Here is a 16,882-nt window from a genome sequence, read left to right on the forward strand (position 1 = left end):
TCACGCGTTTTCCTTGGCGCTTTCCAGCGGCAGGTCGAGCACTTCCTCGAACTCGTTGACCGCGTCGATCTCCAGGCCCATGGCGATGTTGGTGACGCGCTCGAGGATGAACTCCATCACCACCGGCACCTGGTGCTCCTTCATCAGCGCCTTGGCGCGGGTGAAGGCGTCCTTGAACTCGTTGGGCGAGGAGACGCGCACCGCCTTGCAGCCGAGACCTTCCGCCACCGCGACGTGATCGACGCCGTAGCCGGCATTTTCCTCGGCATTGATGTTGTCGAAGGCCAGCGAGACCTCGAAATCCATGTTGAAGCCGCGCTGGGCCTGACGGATCAGGCCCAGATAGGAGTTGTTCACGACGACATGGATGTAGGGCAGCTTGTGCTGGGCGCCGACCGCGAGCTCCTCGATGAGGAACTGAAAGTCGTAGTCGCCCGACAGCGCCACGATCTCGGCATCCGGGTCGGCCGCGCGCACGCCGAGCGCCGCCGGCAGCGTCCAGCCGAGCGGGCCGGCCTGGCCGCAATTGATCCAGTTGCGCGGCTTGTAGACGTGCAGCATCTGCGCGCCGGCGATCTGGCTGAGGCCGATGGTGGAGACGTAGCGGGTATCGCGCCCGAACGCCTCGTTCATCTCCTCATAGACGCGCTGCGGCTTGAGCGGCACGTTGTCGAAATGCGTCTTGCGCAGCATGGTCTTCTTGCGGTCGAGGCATTCCTTGGCCCAGGCCGAACGGTCCTTCAGCTTGCCGGCGGCCTTGTACTCCTTGGCCACCTCGATGAAGAGCTCCAGCGCCGCCTTGGCGTCCGACACGATGCCGAGATCCGGGCCGAAGACGCGGCCGATCTGGGTCGGCTCGATGTCGACATGGATGAAGGTGCGGCCCTTGGTGTAGACGTCGACCGAGCCGGTGTGGCGGTTCGCCCAGCGATTGCCGATGCCGAACACGAAGTCCGAGGCCAGCATGTTGGCATTACCGTAGCGGTGCGAGGTCTGCAGGCCGCACATGCCGGCCATCAGGTCGTGATCGTCGGCGATGGTGCCCCAGCCCATCAGGGTGGGGATGACCGGCACGCCGGTGAGCTCGGCGAACTCGACCAGCAGGTCGGAGGCATCGGCATTGATGACGCCGCCGCCGGAGATGATGAGCGGCTTCTCGGCCGCGTTCAGCATCTCGATGGCCTTCTCGGCCTGCTTGCGCGTGGCCTTCGGCTTGTAGACCTCCAGCGGCGCGTAGGTGTCCTCGTCGAACTCGATCTCGGCCAGCTGGACGTCGATCGGCAGGTCGATGAGCACCGGGCCGGGACGGCCGGAGCGCATGATGTGGAAGGCCTGCTGGAACACCATCGGCACCAGCGCCGGCTCGCGGACCATGACCGCCCACTTGGCGACCGGCTTGGCGATGGATTCGATGTCGACCGCCTGGAAGTCCTCCTTGTAGAGGCGCGCGCGGGGGGCCTGGCCGGTGATGCACAGGATCGGGATCGAATCCGCGGCGGCCGAATAGAGGCCGGTGATCATGTCGGTGCCGGCCGGGCCGGAGGTGCCGATGCACACGCCGATATTGCCGGCCTTGGCGCGGGTGTAGCCCTCGGCCATGTGCGAGGCGGCCTCGACGTGGCGGGCGAGGACGTGGCGCATCTTCCCGTGGGCGCGCATGGCGGAATAGAGCGGATTGATCGCCGCCCCCGGCACGCCGAAAGCGGTGGTCACGCCTTCCTTCTCGAGAACCCGGATCGCAGCATCGACGGCACGCATCTTGGCCATGGCATTTCCTCCTCGCCGCCTTCTGGCGGCATGACAGGCGACCCGTCCGGCGCGCCTCGCCCTGCCGATGCAGGGCAGGCAGCGGAGCGCCGACGGGTCGGTTGGTGTCGGTCCCTTTTCAACCCCGTCGCGGATGATGCTGCAGGGCAGCATTATTCCGCGCTGCGGAATGAATTTCCGAAATCGCGGAAAACATGCCATGGGTCTCCCATTTCCGCAATACGGGATATATTTCTGATTTGCGAAAAAAGAGAAGTTGCGCCTTTATGGTGCTGCGACCTTTGGGAAAGGCGGCTGGCGCCGCGCCGTCGCCTGCGGAGGGATGAGATGACCGAGGCCGTAACCAGCATTCGACGCCGCGGACGCCCTTCCTCCTCGGGGGCGACGGAGAGCGGCGGCGAGGTGCAGTCGCTCGACCGCGCCATCTCGCTTCTGGAGGTGCTGGCGCTCTCCGACGGCATGACGCTGAGCGAACTCGCCCGCCGCGCCGAGCTGCCGACCTCCACCGTGCATCGCCTGCTCGCCACGCTGGACCGTCGCGGCCTGGTGGGCAACGACCCGGCGACCGGGCAGTGGATGGTGGGGCTCGGCCTGTTCCGCATCGGCTCGGCCTATCTGCGCATCCGCAAGCTGCCGGAAATCTCCCGCCTGCTGCTGCGCGAACTGTCCGGCGGGGTGGGGGAGACGGTCAATCTCTCGATGATCGACGGGCCGCATCTGATCTGCGTCGCGCAGGTGGAAAGCCATGCCGCCGTGCGGGCGTTCTTCCGCATCGGCGGCGCGCTGCCGATCCATGCTTCCGGCGGCGGCAAGGCGATCCTCGCGGCGATGAACCCGGAGGCCCGGCGGGCCTGGCTCGGGGGCGACCAGTTGCAGCGCTTCACCGAGCACACCCATGTGAGCCGGCGCGCCTTGCAGGGCGATCTCGCCGAGATCGCCGAGCGCGGCTTCTCCATCGACGACGAGGAGCATACGCCGGGCATGCGCTGCGTTGCCGCCGCGGTGCTCGACGAATGGCAGGAGCCGGTGGGGGCGATCTCGATCTCCGCGCCGACGGTGCGCATGCCGCCCGAGCGGATTCTCGACCTCGGCGCCCGCGTGCGCGAGGCCGCCCGGCGGCTGACGCAGCGCTATTCGGGATCCTGATGAAATTTTGCCGATATCGGCGTGAAATTTTATCGATTCGCGTCACACGTTGAGGTTGTCTTTGCGGCAACCATAGGTATGTTCGTGCTGTCATCACTCAGCAAAGTATTGCCTGATGCAGCTCTGGCGCGTGCCCGATCCCCAAATCTTCGATGAGGTACCCGAGTGGCGGATGGACCTGCATCTCGCCCGTGGAGGAGCGGGAGGCGAGGTCTATCTGGTGATCGGCGGGCTGGTGGCGGTGAAGGCCGAGGAACTCGGCACGCCCGTCGAGCCGGTCGAGGGCATGGCCTATTTCCGCTCGCCCTGGTTGCACTCCGATTGCCCGCGGCGGCTGGAGCTCTTCGAGGAGTGGCTGGACTATCTCTGGCCGGTCCCGAAGCTGGCGCCGGTCCGGTCCATGGGCTCCCTGCCGATGCTGGAATTGCAGGGCGCCGCGGCGCCGGCATCGAGGCTTCCCGAGGCGCTGTCGGCGCCGGCGGTGCTCGCGGGCGCGCTGCTGCCGTCGCAGGAATCGGTCGCGACCTTGCCCTTCGCCACCCGCAGCGGTGCGACGACCATCGTGCATCGCTGGGAGGCGTTCCCCGCAAGCCGGCGCTGCCGGGCCGGCGGATCGCTCATCGCGCCCAACAGTTTCGCGGCGCCGGAACTGGAAAGGCCGTTCGTGCCCAGCGGATTCGCCGCCGTCGCGCGGCAGCGCTCGCCGTCGCCGCTGCCGGCCTGCTTCCTCTACACGCTGGAGCCGTCTGCGGCGTCGGTGATGGAATGCGGCGTCCCGGTGCTGGCTTCCGCCCCGGCCGGCGGCGGGGTCGAACTGCGCTTTCCCCATAGGACGCCGACGCGTGCGCCGATCGCGGAACCTGCGGTGCTGCCGCCGCTGTAGGCGGGCATCGGCAGTTGCCGCCGGGTGGCCTGCACGAAAAAGCCGGGAAGAAAAAAGTTGGCCGGCGCCCCGCTCTCCGGGTGCGCCGGCCTCAGTCGCCTAGGAGGAACCGAACGTCAGGTGGCTGTCCCGCCCGGATTGATCATCCGGCCGATGCAGTCGCCAGAGCGTTCCGCTCCGGGAGGCTCGTGGGCCGCGGGGCGTCGAATGCGCCGCCGGGCCAATCCTCATATCGAACCGGGGCAAGCGCCCCGACCGGGACCCGCGGCGTGGCCGCGGGTCGTGACGCGACGGATCAGACCGCCTTGGCGTCGTGCAGGGCGGAAATCTCTTCCTGCGAGTAGCCGAGGTCGGCGAGCACTTCGTTGGTGTGCTGGCCGAGCAGCGGCGAGGCGGTCACTTCGACCTCGACGTCCGAGAATTTGATCGGCGAGCCGACGGTCAGGTACTTGCCGAGCTTCGGGTGCTCCACCTCGACCACGGTGCCGCTCTTGCGCAGCGACGGGTCGTTGGCGATCTCCTTCATCGACAGCACCGGCGCGCAGGGAATGTCGAACTTGCGCAGGATGTCGATGGCCTCGAACTTGGTCTTGTCGGCGAGCCAGCCCTCGATGAAGGCGAAGATGTCGAAGATCTTGTCCTGGCGGGCCTCGGCGGTGTTGTAGGCCGGATCATCGATCCACTCGGGCTTGTTCAGCGCCTTGCAGATCGGCGCCCAGGCGTGACCCTGCACCGTGAAGTAGATGTAGGCGTTCGGGTCGGTCTCCCAGCCCTTGCACTTCAGCACCCAGCCCGGCTGGCCGCCGCCGCCGGCATTGCCGCCGCGCGGAACCACGTCCGAGAACTCGCCATGCGGGTACTGGGGATACTCTTCCAGGTAGCCGAGGGCGTCGAGGCGCTGCTGGTCGCGCAGCTTCACGCGGCAGAGGTTCAGCACCGAATCCTGCATGGAGACGGCGACCTTCTGGCCCTTGCCGGTCTTGTTCTTCCCATGCAGCGCCGTGAGGATGCCGATGGCGAGATGCATGCCGGTGTTCGAATCGCCGAGCGCGGCGGCCGACACGGTCGGCGGGCCATCCCAGAAGCCGGTGGTGGAGGCGGCGCCGCCGGCGCACTGCGCGACGTTCTCGTACACCTTCAGGTCTTCATAGGCGTGGCCTTCCGAGAAGCCCTTCACCGAGGCGAGGATCATGCCCGGGTTGAGCTCCTGGATGTGCGCCCAGGTGAAGCCCATGCGATCGAGCGCGCCGGGGCCGAAATTCTCGACCATGACGTCCGATTCTTTGATGAGCTTGGTCAGCACTTCCTTGCCCTGCTGGGTCTTGGTGTCCAGCGTCAGGGAGCGCTTGTTGGAGTTCAGCATGGTGAAGTACAGCGCGTCGGCGTCCTTCACATGGCGAAGCTGGCTGCGCGTGACGTCGCCCGCACCGGGGCGCTCAACCTTGATCACGTCGGCGCCGAACCAGGCGAGAAGCTGGGTGCAGGCGGGACCCGCCTGGACGTGGGTGAAATCGATGATCTTAATACCTTCAAGCGGCTTAGACATCGTTGTCGACTTCCCTTTATTCGGTTTCGTTCGGCACGACGGCTCTCCCGAGCGTGCCGTAGAATAGGCTCCTACCCGCGCAGGTATCAGGAGCTTCCGTCTCCCCGTCTTCCGCCGGCAGGACCGGCGAAACACGTCCCAGGTGGTGCTTCGACATCGAACGGGCGGATGGCCGACCATTCACGACTTCTTCTCGCCACCTTAGGTCTTGCCGCGCGGGCCGCGGCATTGCCGCCGCAACCCGCGCAATTCCTTCGTGCGCGCCTATTCGGCTGCCTGCCGCACCGGCTCGCCCACCGCGCCGGAGGACTTGACGCTGTCGATGCGGTCGGCATCGAAGCCGAGCACCTGCGCCAGAATCTCCTCGGTGTGCTCGCCGAGCAGCGGCGAACGCTCCACCGGCACGTCGTTGTCCGACAGCTTGATCGGGTTGCCGACGGTCAGGTAGGCGCCGCGCGTGGGGTGATCGACCTCCACCAGCGTGCCGGTCTCGTAGAGCGAGCGATCCTCGGCGATCTCCTTCATGGAGAGCACCGGCCCGCAGGGGATGTCGTACTGGTTGAGGATCTCCATCGCCTCGAACTTGGTGTGGGCCATGGTCCACGCCTCGATGCGGGTGAAGATCTCGTTCAGATGCGGCAGCCGGGCCGCCGGCGTCGCGTAGTTCGGGTCGGTCTTCCAGTCGGGCTCGTGGATGACGTCGCAGATCTTGGCCCAGACCGGCGCCTGGGTGATGAAGTAGATATAGGCGTTGGGATCGGTCTCCCAGCCCTTGCAGCGCAGGATGCGCCCGGGCTGGCCGCCGCCGGAATCGTTGCCCGCGCGCGGCGTGGCATCGCCGAACGGGATGCCTTCGCCGAACTGGCTGTATTCGCGCAGCGGGCCGCGATCGAGGCGCTGCTGGTCGCGCAGCTTCACGCGGCAGAAATTCAGCACCGCGTCCTGCATGGCGCACAGCACCTTCTGGCCGCGGCCGGTCAGGGTGCGCTGGTAGAGCGCGGTGACGATGCCGAGCGCGAGATGCAGGCCGGTGCCGGAATCGCCGATCTGCGCCGCGGTGACGAGGGGAAGGCCGTCGCGGAAACCGGTGGTCGAGGCCGAGCCGCCGGTGCACTGGGCGACGTTTTCATAGACCTTGCAGTCCTCGAACGGGCCGGGGCCGAAGCCCTTCACCGAGGCGAGGATGATGCGGGGATTGAGTTCCTGGATGCGCTCCCAGGTGAAGCCCATGCGGTCGAGCGCGCCGGGAGCGAAATTCTCCACCATCACGTCGCAGATCTTCACCAGTTCCTCAAGGACCTTCTTGCCCTCGGGATTCTTGGTGTCGAGCGTGATCGAACGCTTGTTCGAATTCAGCATGGTGAAATAGAGGCTGTCAGCATTCGGGACATCGCGCAGCTGCGCGCGCGTCACGTCGCCTTCGCCGGGACGCTCCACCTTGATGACGTCGGCGCCGAACCAGGCCAGCAGCTGCGTGCAGGTCGGGCCGGATTGAACATGGGTGAAATCGAGGATTCGGACGCCGTCCAGTGCCTTGCCCATGAGGTTCCCTCTCCAAATATGGTGCCCGGCTTTTGCGCCGATGCTGTCGTTTTTTGGGGGAGGCGAAGGGCGGCCGAAGGGTGAAATCCCTCGGCCGCCCATCGTCCAACTCGTGTCGTCACCCTTCGAGCCAGGGCCCGCTTGGCTCGAAGGGCGTTGGTCGTGTCAGCTCTTCTTCTTGACGACGCTCTGCGGGTTGAGGCTGCCGATGTTGCCGCTCTCGCTGCCCGCCGCCGGGTCGATGACGGCGTTGATCAGGGTCGGACGACCGGAATTCATCGCCTCGTCGACGAAACGCTTCAGCTCGTCCGGCGTGGTGGCGTTGTAGCCGACGCCGCCGAAGGCCTCCATCATCTTGTCGTAGCGCGAGTCCTTGACGAAGACGGTGGTGCCGGGATCGCGGCCGGTCGGGTCGGTGTCGAGGCCGCGATAGATGCCGTTATTGTTGAACACCACGATGCAGACCGGCAGGTTGTAGCGGCAGATCGTCTCCACCTCCATGCCGGAGAAGCCGAAGGCCGAGTCGCCCTCGACCGCCAGCACCGGCTTGCCGGTTTCCACCGCCGCCGCGACGGCGAAGCCCATGCCGATGCCCATCACGCCCCAGGTGCCGACGTCCAGGCGCTTGCGCGGCTGGTACATGTCGATGACGCCGCGGGCGAGGTCGAGCGTGTTGGCGCCTTCGTTGACCAGGATGGCGTCGGGACGCTCCTTGATCACCTGCTTCAGCGCGCCGAGCGCCGAGTGGAAGTCCATCGGGGTGGAGTTCTTGAGCAGGCGCTGGGACATCTTGGCGATGTTGACTTCCTTGCGCGCCTTGATGTCGCCGAGCCACGCGTCGGACGGGGCGGTCCAGCCGGACTTGATGCCCTCGTTCAGCGCGCCGATCACCGAGCCGATGTCGCCGACCAGCGGAGCGACGATCTCGACGTTGGAGTCCATCTCCTTCGGCTCGATGTCGATCTGGATGAACTTCTTCGGGGCGTCGCCCCAGGTCTTGCCCTTGCCGTGCGACAGCAGCCAGTTCAGGCGGGCGCCGACGAGCAGGACGACGTCCGAATCCTTCAGGACGGTGGAGCGCGCCGCGCCGGCATTGAGCGGATGGGTGTCGGGCAGCAGGCCCTTGGCCATCGACATCGGCAGGAAGGGGATGCCGGTGGTCTCGATGAAGGAGCGGATCTCCTCGTCGGCCTGGGCATAGGCGGCGCCCTTGCCGAGGATGATCAGCGGCTTCTTGGCCGACTTCAGCACCTCGAGCGCACGCTCGATGGCCGACGGGGCGGGCAGCTGCTCGGGAGCGGCGTCGATGACCTTCACCAGCGACTTGGCGCCGGCTTCGGCGTCCATGACCTGAGAGAACAGCTTGGCCGGCAGGTCGAGATAGACGCCGCCCGGACGGCCGGACACCGCGGCGCGGATCGCGCGGGCGACACCGATGCCGATGTCGGCGGCGTGCAGCACGCGGAAGGCGGCCTTGCAGAGCGGCTTGGCGATGGCGAGCTGGTCCATCTCCTCGTAGTCGCCCTGCTGCAGGTCGACGATCTCACGCTCGGACGAGCCGGAGATGAGGATCATCGGGAAGCAGTTGGTGGTGGCGTTGGCCAGGGCGGTCAGGCCGTTGAGGAAGCCGGGAGCCGAGACGGTGAGGCAGATGCCGGGCTTCTTGGTGAGGAAGCCGGCGATGGCGGCGGCGTTGCCGGCGTTCTGCTCGTGGCGGAACGACACCACCCGGATGCCTTCGGCCTGCGCCATGCGGCCGAGATCGGTGATCGGGATGCCCGGGACGCCGTAGATGGTCTCGATGCCGTTGAGTTTGAGCGCATCGATGACGAGGTGGAAGCCGTCGGTCAGCTCCACTTCGGTCTCGGCGGCGGAATTCGTGTCAATCACTTGTGCTACTGCGGACATCCTGCTTCCTCCCGGAATCTTGTCTGCACCGTTTTTGAAGATCATCGCCAGAGTGTCAGGCCCGCCGGACCCGGAGCCGGCCGGGGCATGACGGAAACGCAGGCCGCGCCATCCCGGCGGCCGCTCCGCAGGCGGTTCGCCGCCGGCGCATCCGCCGACATGCTTTCCGCTCGCTTTCCATCCATACCCATGCCTTCACGTCCCAGATCGTCGACATGTCCCGTCGGCGAACCGCCGAGGCGGTCCGCCGCTCTAGTCAAGGTTCACGTGGCTCTCGACATGCCTCGCCAGCCGGAGCGTGTGGTCTCGGACCAAACGCTCGGCGCGGTCTGCGTCCCGCGCCTCGATTGCCTGGATGATTTCGAGATGATCGGACGCCGAACGTTGCGCCCGGTCCATCTCGAAGATCGTGCGGTGACGGATGGCCCGAACGTGGAAGAACAGGTTGTCCGTCATCGCCGCGAGTAGAGAGGAGCCGCTCAGCCGGATCAGCGCCTGGTGGAACGCGATATTCGCGGTCGAATATTCGTCGCACCGCTCGCGCTCGATCCGGTTCAGGTCGAACTCCTTGAAAAAGGCCCTCAATTCGGCGATCGCCTCGTCGCTCGCGCGGGAGGTTGCGAGGCGAGCCGCCATGCTCTCCAGCGCCGCCCAGGCCTCGATCATCTCGATGATCTCGGCCTTGGTGCGGCGCACCACCAGAATGCCTCGCCTCGGCACGGCCCTGAGCAGGCCTTCCTGCTCCAGCATCGCCACCGCCTCGCGGATCGGCGTGCGGCTTGCGCCAAGGCGCTCGGAAATGTCTCGCTCGTCGAGCAGCATCGGCTCGTCCGAGCCGTAGATGTTCATGTTGGTGATGGCTTCCTTCAGAGCGGCATAGGCCCTGCTCTTGAAGCTCTCCTTCGCCGGCAGACGCTCAATGGCGAGGCCATTGTCGCCGTTCTGCCACCTCTTGTTCAAAGCTGCCTTACTCACGAAAAAATCCTCACCGGGACGAGCCCGCCGCGGATTTCTTCGAAATTTGGCATACCAAATACCAGCATGTCAATCGGCGATCCCGGTGTCCGCGGAGACCGCGGCGTTTCTCGTCCCAAAGCCATTATCGTTGATGGATCAGCCTTCTATGAGGCTTTGGCATCCAGCGTTCCATCATTGCGTATGCAATATACCACGACGGAAGTCGCATGGCGAGAGCGGCTGAACACTTTGCCGTCCCGAGGGGCAAAATGTTCCTCCCGACACGGGCGGCAGGCCGGAAACGATGCGGTTGCTGGATTTTCGGATCGTCGAGGTGCCCGGCGCGCGGGCCGGGGCGGCCGGGGCGGCGGCTTCACGAAGCCGAGAGCGTACCCGGCGTAAGCTCCTGTCCCAGCGGCAGATTCGCCTCCGCGGACGCGTCCTGGCGGGCCGGCGGCGGTGTGGCGATCCGGCCGGCAGGGGAGGGGCGGTGGCGACGGGTCAGGTCAGGAACTTGCCGTGCTTTTCCACATGGGCCGCCAGCCCGAGGGTGTGCTCGCGCACCAGCCGTTCCGCCAGGTCGGCGTCGCGGGCGACCAGCGCGGCGATGATCGCCTGGTGCTCCTGCAGCGAGCGCTCGGCCCGATTCTCCTGGCGCATCGACACCGCGCGGATGCCGCGGATGTGGATGAACAGATTCGCTGTCATCTCGCCGATCATCTCGCAGCCCGACAGCCGGATGACGGTCTGGTGGAAGCGGATATTGGCGTCGGAATACTCGTTCATATGGTCGGCCGGCGCCTCGGCTTCGAAGTCGTGGAACACGTCGCGCAGCTCGGCGAGGTCGCGGTCGCTCGCGCGGACCGCCGCCAGCCGCGCCGCCATGCTCTCCAGCGCCGCCCAGACGATGATCATGTCGATGATCTCGCGCTTGGACTTGCGCACCACGAAGATGCCCCGGCGCGGCACCGAGCGCACGAAGCCCTCCTGCTCCAGCACGGTGAGCGCCTCGCGGATGGGCGTGCGACTGACCCCGAGGTCCTGCGACAGCTGCCGCTCGTCGAGCCGGATCTCGTTGTCCTGCCCGTACAGGTCCATCTCGGTGATCGCCTTCTTGATGGCGTCATAGGCGAGGGCGCGCAGGCTGGTATTGGCGGCGAGGGGCGCGATGTTCAGGCGTGCTTGTGTCTCGGCGGCTTCCACGGCGGCTTCCTCGTCCTCGTTTATGCGTCCGCCCCTGACAGGGCGGGGCGGCATCGGTGTCGAGACCGCTGCCGGGCGCGCGAATCCTCCAGAAAGGCGGTCGCGCTGGATCATCGTATACCACAGACCAGGGATGCAATCCTCACTTCGGCCGTGCGCAGGGAAGGAGAGGGCGGCCGCGCGTTCAGCGGCCCTAAAGTTGACGTTAAGTAATTACGTTAGGGAAAGTGACGTTGCGTCATTCCCCAGAGAATTTTTTCTGCATTGCTGGTATGCAAAATTTTGCATAACCAAAAATTCGTAGTATACGTGCTTCCGATCCGTCATCTGACGTGGCGTCAAACGCCCTGACAATACGGAAGCAACCAATAACAAGACGGTGTTCAGCCGAGGCATTACGTTTGGAAACGTTCGAGGAAGCCATGACAACTCCCGTTACGTCATCTTTGAGTAAGACGCGCTGGCTGCAGCTCGTGTTCGGCGTGATCTGCATGTGCATGATCGCCAACATGCAGTACGGCTGGACGTTCTTCGTGAACCCGATCCAGGAGCGTCACGGCTGGGATCGGGCCGCCATCCAGGTGGCCTTCTCCATCTTCATCGTCACCGAGACCTGGCTGGTGCCGGTCGAAGGCTGGTTCGTGGACAAGTACGGCCCGCGCGTCGTGGTGCTGTTCGGCGGCATCATGTGCGGCCTCGCCTGGGTCATTAACGCCTATGCGGTCACGCTGACCATGCTCTATCTCGGTGCGGCCGTGGGCGGCATCGGCGCCGGCGCGGTCTACGGCACCTGCGTCGGCAACTCGCTGAAGTGGTTCCCGGATCGTCGCGGCCTCGCCGCCGGCATCACCGCCGCCGGCTTCGGCGCCGGCTCGGCGCTGACCGTCATCCCGATCCAGAACATGATCAAGAATCAGGGCTATGAGGCGGCGTTCCTCTATTTCGGCATCGGCCAGGGCATCGTCATCACCGTGCTCGCCCTGTTCCTGATGGCGCCGAAGAAGGAGCAGATCGCTGCCTTCGCCGTGAACGTCGCCTCCAAGGTCGCCCAGACCGCCCGCGACTTCTCGCCCAAGGAGATGCTCTCCACCCCGCTGTTCTGGGTGATGTACGCAATGTTCGTCATGATGGCCGCCGGCGGCCTGATGGCGACCGCCCAGCTCGGCCCGATCGCCAAGGACTTCGGCATCGCTGACATCCCGGTCAGCCTGATCGGCATCACCCTGCCGGCGCTCACCTTCGCCGCCGCCATCGACCGCGTGCTGAACGGCCTGACCCGTCCGTTCTTCGGCTGGGTGTCGGACCATATCGGCCGCGAGAACACCATGTTCCTCGCCTTCGCCATCGAGGGCGTCGGCATCTACGCTCTGTCGGTGTTCGGCTCCAACCCGGTGCTGTTCGTGATCCTGACCGGCCTCGTCTTCTTCGCCTGGGGCGAGATCTACTCGCTGTTCCCGGCGATGTGCGGCGACGCCTTCGGCACCAAGTTCGCCACCACCAATGCCGGCCTGCTCTACACCGCCAAGGGTACCGCCGCGCTGATCGTGCCGTTCACCAGCATCCTGACCACGGTGACCGGCAGCTGGCACGCGGTGTTCGTGACCGCCGCCGCGCTGAACATCATCGCCGCCATCATGGCGCTGGTGATCCTCAAGCCGCTGCGCCGCTCGCATGCCGAGGCGGCCAAGGCCGCCAAGCTGGGGGCCGTCGCCGCGGAGTGATCCGCTGCCGCCGATCCTTTCTCCTTCCTGCCAGGGCGCACCGCGAGGTGCGCCCTTTTTGTTTGTGCTGTCGACGTCGCTCTCGGGAATGATTCCAAGTTGACGATAGGGAAATTTTCGAACGCCTCGCCGTCAGATATGGATTTCCTATAAGGATAATTACGTTGAGTTTAGGTTCTTGTTTGATATCTATAAATCTATCTGACCTAAAGTGAGCGACATTAATTGTAATTATATTTGAGTACAATTCGCATATATCAAAATTTATGTCATGACATTTGAATCTAATATCAAGTGTATATGAAGATATACATACATTATCGTCTGGTTCATACGTGCGACATAAGTGTGAAAAGGAGATTGGCATACATAATATTGTGGATTAGGATATGCCTCCAATCGGGCGTGTCCGATACCTTGCGTAAGCCCGTGGCGAGTGCGCCCGGCTGCCCTGGCAGGGGCGCGATCGAAGATCATTCGCCGCGAGGCGATGCCGCGGGAGGAGCGAAGAGCCCGCTCGCGGCCAAGCAGAAGAGCCGGCGCCCGTTGTCGAGACGGAGCGACCGCAAAAGCCGGTCAACGGCGAGTTGGTTTGGGAGAGGAGAACGTCCGATGGGCATGTTCACGGCAATGGAGCCCCACGGTTCGGTGCCGACCGCGCGTCGTCGCTCGTCGCGCAGGTAAGGCAGGCTTCTCTCCGACATCTCGTCTCATCCTGAAATGCATCGGTGCCCGACGGTCGCCGCCCTTTCCCGGGCGTGCGTGCCCGGCGGACAGAGGTTCAGCTCGTCGTCCCGGCCGTCCGGGGCGTCCAAAAACACAAAGCCGGCGCCTGCCGGCACCCGAAGCGGAAGAAATCGTTCAAGGAGAATTTGATGGCTACCCCAACCACTGCGGCCCTCGGGCCGGGTCAGGATTTTTCCGAAGGCAGGCGCTGGCTCCAGCTGATCGTCGGCATCGTCTGCATGGTGGCGACCGCCAACATCCAGTACGCCTGGACCCTGTTCGTTCCCGAAATCCAGAAGACCTTCGGCTGGGAACGCGCCTCGATCCAGATCGCCTTCACCATCTTCGTGCTGGTGCAGACCTGGCTGGCGCCGATCGAAGGCTACTTCATCGACAAGTTCGGCCCGCGCGTGATGGTCGCCTTCGGCGCGATCATGATCGGCACCGCCTGGGTGCTCAACTCGCAGGCGGTTAGCCTGACCGGCTTCTATGTCGGCGCGGCGGTCGGCGGCATCGGTGTGGGCTGCATCTACGCCACCTGCATCAACAACGCGCTGAAGTGGTTCCCGGATCGCCGCGGTCTCGCGGTCGGCCTCACGGCGGGCGGCTTCGGCGCCGGCTCGGCCGCCACCATCCTGCCGATCGCCTCGATGATCGAGAGCGCCGGCTTCCAGGAAACCTTCTTCTTCTTCGGCCTGCTGCAGGGCGGTCTCGCCTTCGTCGCGGCCTGGTTCCTCCAGTCGCCGAAGGCCGGCCAGGTCAAGGCGTCCGAGAAGCTGTCCCAGAGCCGTCGCGACTACACGCTGAAGGAAGCGCTGAACACCAAGCTGTTCTGGCTGATGCTCCTCATGTTCACCTGCGTCGTCACCGGCGGCATGATGGCGGTGGCCCAGCTCGGCGTCATCGCGCAGGACCTCGGCGTGAAGGAGTTCAAGGTCAACCTGTACTTCTTCACCATGGCCGCCCTGCCGCTCGCCCTGATGCTCGACCGCATCATGAACGGCATCTCGCGTCCGCTGTTCGGCTGGATCTCCGACCATATCGGCCGTGAGAAGACCATGGTGATCGCCTTCTCCCTCGAAGGCATCGGCATCATCGCGCTCGGCTATTTCGGCCACAATCCGTGGGCGTTCCTGATCCTGTCCGGCGTGGTGTTCCTGGCCTGGGGCGAAGTCTACTCCCTGTTCTCGGCGCTGGCCGGCGACGCCTTCGGCACCAAGCACATCGGCAAGATCTACGGCGTGCTCTATTGCGCCAAGGGCATCGGCGCCCTGTTCGTGCCGATCGGCAACATCCTGATGGAAGCCACCGGCACCTGGTCGAGCGTGCTCTACACCGTGGCCGCCATGGACCTGTTCGCCGCCTTCCTCGCGGTGACCCTGCTGCCGAAGACGCTGGCGAACCACGTCGCCAAGTCCACCACCGGTCCGGTGGTGACCTCGGGCACCGCGTCGGCGCACGCCTGATCCTAACTCCGGCGCGGGAGCGCCTCGGCAATCCCGCGCCGCCTACCACGCGACGGCAGGGCCTCCTTCGGGAGGCCCTTTTCGTTTGCGGGCGTCTCAGCCCGCCGGCGGCAGGCGGAGGGCACGCCGGGCGATGACCTCGACCTTGTCGCTGGCGGCGCGACCCATCGCCATCACGTCGGCAAGGCTGAACCAGCCGGTCTCCAGCGCGTCGTCGGCGGCTTCGCCTTCGCCGGACTGCCAGCGACAGCCGACCGCGATCATCGCGAAATGGTGCGCGAGGGCACCCGCTGCGTCGTCCTCGATGAAATCGAGCACGTCGATGAGTTCCGGCGAATCGGCCGCGATGCCGGTTTCCTCCATGAGCTCGCGCAGCGCCGCCTCGCGGAACGGCTCGCCCCATTCGATACGCCCGCCCGGATAGCCCCAGCGGCCCTGGTCGGGCGGATTGGCGCGGCGCACAAGGAGGATTTTCTCGTCGCGGACGACGACGGCGAGCACGGCGGCCACGGGGCGGACGGTCGTCACGATGAAGCCTCACCTCCGGTGGGAGCGGTCCATCCCTTCTCCGACGGCGTCCCTGCCGGGTCAACCGCCGTGCCGGCTCCGCATGCCTGCCCGTGCCATGCCTCGGATGCGGCTCGGTCGGGGGAAGGCGAGGGATGCTGTCAATGACGGGGCGCGCATGTATGTTGCCTCGCCGCGCCGCCGCTGCCCCCTGCTGATTTCCGATTCGTCCTTGCACCGTCCGCCCGCACCGAAGAGGCTTCCATGCGTCGCTCCGCCCATCCGCGCCGTCCGTCGAACCGTCTTTCCGCCGCCCTGCTCGCGACGGCACTCGCGGCGTTTCCCGGCGCGGCCTTCGCGCAGGCCAGTTGCGGCAATAACGGCGCGGGTTTCGACCAGTGGCTGGCCGGCTTCAGGCAGCAGGCGGTGGCGCAAGGCGTCTCGCCGCGTACGGTGGCGGCGGCGCTGAACGGCATCACCTACGACGCCAACATCGTCGGCACCGATCGTGGGCAGAAGGTGTTCGCGCAGAGCTTCTTCCAGTTCTCCGATCGCATGGTCGCCAATTATCGCATCCAGCAGGGGCGGGCGCTGATCCAGAAGAATCAGGCGCTGTTCAACCGCATCGAGCAGCAATTCGGGGTGCCGGGCGCGGTGCTGGTGGCGTTCTGGGGGCTGGAGACCGATTTCGGCGCCTTCATGGGAGACAAGCCGAGCCTGCGCTCCATCGCGACGCTGGCCTGGGACTGCCGGCGCGCCGACATGTTCCGCACCCAGCTGCTCTCGGCGCTCAAGATCATCGACCGTGGCGATCTGACGCCGCAGACCATGCGCGGCCCCTGGGCGGGCGAGCTCGGGCAGTTCCAGTTCCTGCCCGACCATTATTTCAACTATGGCGTGGATTTCGACGGCGACGGCCGGGTCGACCTGATCCGCTCGACGCCGGACGCGCTGGCTTCGGCGGCGAACTACATCAAGTCGCTGGGCTGGCAGCGTGGCCAGCCCTGGCTGGAGGAGGTGCGCGTGCCCTCCAACCTGCCGTGGGAGCAGACCGACCTGTCGACCAAGCTGTCGCGGGCGCAATGGGCGCGCTTCGGCGTCACGCGGGCGAATGGCTCGGCGCTGCCGTCGGACAACCTTCAGGCCTCGGTGCTGCTGCCGATGGGGCGGCTGGGGCCGGCCTTCCTCGCCTATCCCAATTTCGACGTCTTCACCGAGTGGAACAACTCGCTCACCTACGCCACCTCGGCCGCCTATCTCGCCACCCGCGTCGCCGGCGCGCCGGCCTTCAATCGCGGGCAGGGCAAGGCTATACCGGTGCTGTCGCAGGGCCAGATTGTGGAGCTGCAGCGGCTGCTCAATGCGCGCGGCCATCATGTCGGACGGGTCGACGGCATCGTCGGCGCCTCGACGCGGCAGGCGGTGAAGGTGGAGCAGCAGCGGCTCGGCCTGCCGGCCGATGCCTATCCGACGCCGGAACTGCTCGGGGCGCTGAAGGCGGGGCGCTGAG

Annotated in this window: 12 protein-coding genes; 5 read left to right on the forward strand and 7 right to left on the reverse strand. The window is 65.7% G+C overall.

The genetic code is table 11. From position 1 onward, the window contains the following. Window positions 1–1,767, reverse strand: coding sequence for a glyoxylate carboligase (gene gcl, locus KHC19_RS19530; RefSeq protein ID WP_213354591.1), 1,767 nt, complete (start codon window positions 1,765–1,767; stop codon window positions 1–3). Window positions 1,768–2,094: 327 nt separating this feature from the next. On the opposite strand from gcl, the gene KHC19_RS19535 reads away from it, so the two are divergent. Further along, the gene (locus KHC19_RS19535) at window positions 2,095–2,913 is read left to right on the forward strand and encodes an IclR family transcriptional regulator (RefSeq protein ID WP_213354593.1); all 819 of its coding nucleotides are present in this window, start codon (window positions 2,095–2,097) and stop codon (window positions 2,911–2,913) included. Window positions 2,914–3,028: 115 nt separating this feature from the next. After that, window positions 3,029–3,796 carry a hypothetical protein gene (locus KHC19_RS19540; RefSeq protein WP_213354595.1) on the forward strand — a complete coding sequence of 256 codons (768 nt, stop codon included), beginning with the start codon at window positions 3,029–3,031 and terminating at the stop codon, window positions 3,794–3,796. 295 nt (window positions 3,797–4,091) lie between these two features. Here KHC19_RS19540 and frc (KHC19_RS19545) read toward each other — a convergent pair whose 3' ends face one another. The 5 genes from frc (KHC19_RS19545) to KHC19_RS19565 form a co-directional block, all read right to left on the reverse strand. Next, window positions 4,092–5,342: a formyl-CoA transferase gene (frc, locus tag KHC19_RS19545; RefSeq protein ID WP_213354597.1), complete on the reverse strand. Its 1,251-nt coding sequence runs from the start codon at window positions 5,340–5,342 to the stop codon at window positions 4,092–4,094. A 264-nt stretch (window positions 5,343–5,606) separates the two neighbouring features. Then, window positions 5,607–6,884, reverse strand: coding sequence for a formyl-CoA transferase (gene frc, locus KHC19_RS19550; RefSeq protein ID WP_213354598.1), 1,278 nt, complete (start codon window positions 6,882–6,884; stop codon window positions 5,607–5,609). Window positions 6,885–7,049: 165 nt separating this feature from the next. After that, window positions 7,050–8,792 (reverse strand): oxalyl-CoA decarboxylase, encoded by a 1,743-nt coding sequence (oxc, locus tag KHC19_RS19555; RefSeq protein ID WP_213354599.1) that lies wholly within the window; start codon window positions 8,790–8,792, stop codon window positions 7,050–7,052. Between the two features lie 252 nt (window positions 8,793–9,044). After that, a complete protein-coding gene (locus KHC19_RS19560) occupies window positions 9,045–9,752 on the reverse strand; it encodes a GntR family transcriptional regulator (RefSeq protein WP_213355155.1) in 708 nt (235 codons plus the stop codon). Between the two features lie 498 nt (window positions 9,753–10,250). Then, on the reverse strand, window positions 10,251–10,952 hold the full coding sequence (locus KHC19_RS19565) for a GntR family transcriptional regulator (protein ID WP_343207762.1): 702 nt from the start codon (window positions 10,950–10,952) through the stop codon (window positions 10,251–10,253). A gap of 422 nt (window positions 10,953–11,374) precedes the next feature. Here KHC19_RS19565 and oxlT (KHC19_RS19570) point away from each other — a divergent pair, with 422 nt between their 5' ends. Next, window positions 11,375–12,673 carry an oxalate/formate MFS antiporter gene (gene oxlT, locus KHC19_RS19570; RefSeq protein WP_213354603.1) on the forward strand — a complete coding sequence of 433 codons (1,299 nt, stop codon included), beginning with the start codon at window positions 11,375–11,377 and terminating at the stop codon, window positions 12,671–12,673. Window positions 12,674–13,548: 875 nt separating this feature from the next. Then, window positions 13,549–14,865, forward strand: a complete 1,317-nt coding sequence (gene oxlT, locus KHC19_RS19575) for an oxalate/formate MFS antiporter (RefSeq protein WP_213354605.1) — start codon at window positions 13,549–13,551, stop codon at window positions 14,863–14,865. A gap of 96 nt (window positions 14,866–14,961) precedes the next feature. Here oxlT (KHC19_RS19575) and KHC19_RS19580 read toward each other — a convergent pair whose 3' ends face one another. Further along, on the reverse strand, window positions 14,962–15,393 hold the full coding sequence (locus KHC19_RS19580; RefSeq protein WP_213354607.1) for an NUDIX hydrolase: 432 nt from the start codon (window positions 15,391–15,393) through the stop codon (window positions 14,962–14,964). Between the two features lie 243 nt (window positions 15,394–15,636). On the opposite strand from KHC19_RS19580, the gene KHC19_RS19585 reads away from it, so the two are divergent. Continuing rightward, window positions 15,637–16,881, forward strand: coding sequence for a lytic murein transglycosylase (locus KHC19_RS19585; RefSeq protein ID WP_213354609.1), 1,245 nt, complete (start codon window positions 15,637–15,639; stop codon window positions 16,879–16,881). Window position 16,882 lies beyond the last annotated feature (1 nt).

The sequence above is a fragment of the Ancylobacter oerskovii genome (genome assembly GCF_018390555.1).
In the GTDB taxonomy this organism is placed as follows: domain Bacteria; phylum Pseudomonadota; class Alphaproteobacteria; order Rhizobiales; family Xanthobacteraceae; genus Ancylobacter; species Ancylobacter oerskovii.

What these genes read in the sequence shown, in the direction of transcription:
- oxlT (WP_213354605.1), top strand. Translation starts at nt 13,549, where the DNA reads ATGGCTACCCCAACCACTGCGGCCCTCGGGCCGGGTCAGGATTTTTCC.
- frc (WP_213354598.1), bottom strand. Translation starts at nt 6,884, where the DNA reads ATGGGCAAGGCACTGGACGGCGTCCGAATCCTCGATTTCACCCATGTT.
- KHC19_RS19535 (WP_213354593.1), top strand. Translation starts at nt 2,095, where the DNA reads ATGACCGAGGCCGTAACCAGCATTCGACGCCGCGGACGCCCTTCCTCC.
- oxc (WP_213354599.1), bottom strand. Translation starts at nt 8,792, where the DNA reads ATGTCCGCAGTAGCACAAGTGATTGACACGAATTCCGCCGCCGAGACC.
- KHC19_RS19585 (WP_213354609.1), top strand. Translation starts at nt 15,637, where the DNA reads ATGCGTCGCTCCGCCCATCCGCGCCGTCCGTCGAACCGTCTTTCCGCC.
- oxlT (WP_213354603.1), top strand. Translation starts at nt 11,375, where the DNA reads ATGACAACTCCCGTTACGTCATCTTTGAGTAAGACGCGCTGGCTGCAG.
- KHC19_RS19540 (WP_213354595.1), top strand. Translation starts at nt 3,029, where the DNA reads ATGCAGCTCTGGCGCGTGCCCGATCCCCAAATCTTCGATGAGGTACCC.
- frc (WP_213354597.1), bottom strand. Translation starts at nt 5,342, where the DNA reads ATGTCTAAGCCGCTTGAAGGTATTAAGATCATCGATTTCACCCACGTC.
- gcl (WP_213354591.1), bottom strand. Translation starts at nt 1,767, where the DNA reads ATGGCCAAGATGCGTGCCGTCGATGCTGCGATCCGGGTTCTCGAGAAG.